Below are 2592 nucleotides of genomic sequence, written 5' to 3' on the forward strand. Positions count from 1 at the left end.
CCATGGAAATTTTCCCGTTATAGCAAATTTCATTTTTTTCATATTAGGGTGAAGTTCCATTCCATACATATCCTCACTATGCTCTTTTATTAAACTCTCTATCTCTAATTGAGTTTCAGGATCTTTTTTTAATTGTCTAGCTTCCTTTGAATAAAAACATCCACTTAAAAGAAAAGCAGATAATAGCAGTACAGAAAATCGCTTCAACTTTTACACTTTCTAAAATGTCCTTAGTTAACTCTATTACACATTAGTATACAAAAAAATTGACAATCCTTAATGATGATTTATCCTCATTTTTTCAATTAAAAATCACCCTTCCTCACTGAATGTTGAAAGAAGGGTGATTCTTCATTACAGTACCATTGCTGCAATAAGCCCAAAAATAAACAACGGTATATTGTAGTGTAAAAATGTTGGCACACATGTATCCCAAATATGGTGATGCCTACCATCAGCATTCAGTCCGGCTGTTGGCCCCAAAGTTGAATCTGAAGCCGGCGAACCAGCGTCACCTAATGCCGCCGCTGTTCCAATTAAAGCCGCACTAGCAAGTGGCGACATGCCCACAGCTACCATCACTGGGATATACAACGCTGCTAAGATTGGTATCGTTCCAAAAGAAGTTCCAATTCCCATCGTTATTAATAGACCAACAGTTAACAAGAAAAAGGCAATGGTAAAATGAGAGTCTCCAGTAATTTTCAATGTTTTTTCAACCAATTCATCTACTGCACCTGTCTCCGTTAAAACGGTCGCATAACCTGAAGCTACTAGCATAACAAATGCGATCATCCCCATCATGCCAATACCTTCATTAACAACCCTGTCTCCTTCATACAACTTCACAACACGGAATACAAACATAATAATAATTCCAGCTAAAGCGCCTAGTACTAAAGAATCGGTAACTATTTGTAAAACTAACGCTACGATAATTGCAATAACTGTAAAACTATGAGATAAATTCCAACTTACATCTTTTTGATTTGTAATACTTTCTGCCATATCAACATCTTGAACCTTTACTTCTCCAACAGCCTTTGATACACGATCTTTTCTGTAAGTAATTAATAGAGCGATAAGTAATCCAACAATCATTGCAGCTCCTGGAAATAACATCGATGTTGTTACTTCTCCTAGGGAAATTTCAATTCCATTTTTCGTCATTTCCTCCTGAATAATCCCTTGGAAGATTAGACCAAAACCTACCGGAAACGTAATATACGGAAATTTCAATCCAAATGTCAACGCAGAAGCAACTGCTCTTCTATCCAGCTTCAGCTTATCAAATAAAACAAGTAGTGGTGGGATTAAAATAGGAATAAACGCAATATGGACTGGAACAATATTTTGCGAAAAACAAGCGATAATTGCTAAAGAGAACACGAGCAGGAGTCTTTTACCAGAAAAAATATTTAGCATTTTATTTACTAACACAGACGTAATACCTGATAAACCTATCATAACTGCAAAAATACCTAATAAAATATAACTAAGCGCAGTTTGTGATTGTCCCCCCATCCCTGAAATCATTGTTGCAACAGATTCTTCCAACCCCATGCCGGACATTAAACCTGCTGTCAAGGCAGCGATGATAAGTGCAAATAGAACGTTGATTCTAAACAAGCTCAATATAACCATTACAAGTACACTAATGACAACAGCATTAAGCATGAATAACCCCTCTCCTTTTGTTAATTTCAAGAATATTCCTTTTCCACATTAAAGCGATACAAATATGCATTAGTAAAGCATTTATGCATAAAAAAATTTTTTCCCAAATAATAAAATGCTATAATTCCAAGGTTTTAAAGCGAAAACGCTTCCTTCCATGACAGAAGAGCTCTTGACAAACATTTTCTTTATTGTAATATGTTTGTAACATGGGAATTGGTGGATTATTTCGGCAAATAACCCCATTTTGCGGACTAATAATTTTATAGATTCCTACCTAGATACTACACCGAAGATTCATTCAACCGACCTCTAAGACTACACATCATGCTGTTAAAAACAATATAAAAATAGTATACCATTTTATAATTACAACTAAAATTTAATATATATTCCGAAAATTACACCTTGTTAGAAATGGAGATGATTTTTTGACGAATCAACCCGTTTTAGAAGTGGATAACTTGAAAACATACTTTTATCTTGAAGATGAAAAAGTGGCTAAAGCTGTTGATAATGTTTCATTTAAAATTTATCCCGGTGAAACTGTTGCGTTAGTAGGCGAGTCAGGTAGTGGAAAAAGTATGACTGGTCTTTCAGTCATGCGATTAGTTAAAGATCCTGGAAAAATTGTAGACGGTTCCATCACTTTAAATCAACTAGATCTGTTAGCTTTACACGACAGAGAAGTCACTTCGATTCGCGGTAACGATATTGCGATGATTTTTCAGGAACCGATGACTGCTCTAAACCCTGTCTTTACAATTGGAAATCAAATAACTGAGGTACTACGAAAACATAAAAAAATGTCAAAACAAGCTGCTAGAGAAAAAGCTATTGAACTATTACATATGGTTGGAATTCCACGAGCTAAAGAAATCATGAAAGAATACCCACATCAGTTATCAGGTGGGA

3 protein-coding genes are annotated in these 2592 nt (G+C 35.3%); 1 reads left to right on the forward strand and 2 read right to left on the reverse strand.

The window, feature by feature from the left end; genetic code table 11:
- Together ACPYKA_RS20310 and ACPYKA_RS20315 are read right to left on the reverse strand one after the other, a co-directional pair.
- Nucleotides 1–207 (reverse strand): hypothetical protein (locus ACPYKA_RS20310; RefSeq protein WP_479544005.1); only part of this gene is annotated, 207 nt, incomplete at its 3' end.
- Nucleotides 208–354: 147 nt separating this feature from the next.
- A complete protein-coding gene (locus ACPYKA_RS20315; protein WP_479544006.1) occupies nucleotides 355–1677 on the reverse strand; it encodes a Na+/H+ antiporter family protein in 1323 nt (440 codons plus the stop codon).
- A 431-nt stretch (nucleotides 1678–2108) separates the two neighbouring features.
- Between ACPYKA_RS20315 and ACPYKA_RS20320 the strand changes: the two genes are divergently transcribed.
- Nucleotides 2109–2592, forward strand: a 484-nt coding sequence (locus tag ACPYKA_RS20320; RefSeq protein ID WP_479544007.1) for an ATP-binding cassette domain-containing protein, incomplete at its 3' end; no start/stop codon positions are given.

The sequence above is a fragment of the Pseudogracilibacillus amylolyticus (SeqCode) genome (assembly GCF_051918545.1).
Taxonomy (GTDB): domain Bacteria; phylum Bacillota; class Bacilli; order Bacillales; family Amphibacillaceae; genus Pseudogracilibacillus.

Excerpts from the sequence above, each read along its gene's own strand:
- ACPYKA_RS20315 (WP_479544006.1), bottom strand. The coding sequence starts at position 1,677 with ATGCTTAATGCTGTTGTCATTAGTGTACTTGTAATGGTTATATTGAGC.